The organism is Mesorhizobium sp. M7A.F.Ca.CA.002.04.1.1, from assembly GCF_004022805.1.
Lineage (GTDB): Bacteria > Pseudomonadota > Alphaproteobacteria > Rhizobiales > Rhizobiaceae > Mesorhizobium > Mesorhizobium ciceri.
This window is the reverse complement of sequence record NZ_RZPL01001219.1, coordinates 1-719: the sequence shown is the minus strand read 5'-3', so window position 1 is coordinate 719 and position 719 is coordinate 1. Positions and strand designations below refer to the sequence as shown.

Annotated in this window: 2 protein-coding genes; both read right to left on the bottom strand. The window is 63.4% G+C overall.

The features are described 5' to 3' along the window. On the bottom strand, positions 1-514 hold a 514-nt coding region (gene tatB / locus ENZ75_RS33435; protein WP_128278684.1), incomplete at its 3' end, for a Sec-independent protein translocase protein TatB. Positions 515-544: 30 nt separating this feature from the next. Further along, positions 545-719 (bottom strand): Sec-independent protein translocase subunit TatA (locus tag ENZ75_RS33430; protein WP_164888259.1); only part of this gene is annotated, 175 nt, incomplete at its 5' end.

Genomic DNA, 719 nt, shown 5'->3' with positions numbered 1-719 from the left:
TCTTCGCCGTGGACGCCTTCGGCGCCACGACGGGTGTCGTCGGCACTGATGACGTCACCACCGATTCGTCGGTCATCGCCGGGAAAATCGGCGCTGCCGGCGCTGCTTCCGGTCCGTTGACGCCGGGCATGGTCGTTGCACCGTTCTTCAGCGGCTCGGCCGCCTGCGGGGTCGAAGCGGCTGGCGTTGCCGGATCGGCTGCCGGCTTCGGCTTCATCGCCGCGTCGACGCCGGAGCGAACGTCGGCCGCGGCCTGTTCGAACGGATTGAGCTGCTTCCTGATCTCGGCCATCGGGCTCATGCCCCTGAGCTCGTCGACGGACTTCTTGACGTCGTCGAGCTCGGCTTCCTTCAGCGCCTCGTTGAACTGTTTCTGGAAATCGGATGCCATGGCGCGCAGCTTCGCCGTCGTGCGGCCGAAGGTGCGCAGCATATTGGGCAAATCCTTGGGCCCGACGACCACGATCATGACGATCGCGATGACCAGCATTTCGGTCCAGCCGACTTCAAACATGACACTCTGTTCCGACTAGAACCTTTGGGCTCAGCTCTTGCTGGCCTTTTCCTTCGCGGCCGCAACGGTCTCGTCGGCACGATGTTCGACGGTGCGCTTGTCTTCGGCAACGTCGTCGTCGGCCATGCCCTTCTTGAAGCTCTTGATGCCCTTGGCCATGTCGCCCATCAGCTCGGGAATCTTGCCGCGGCCGAACACCAAAAGC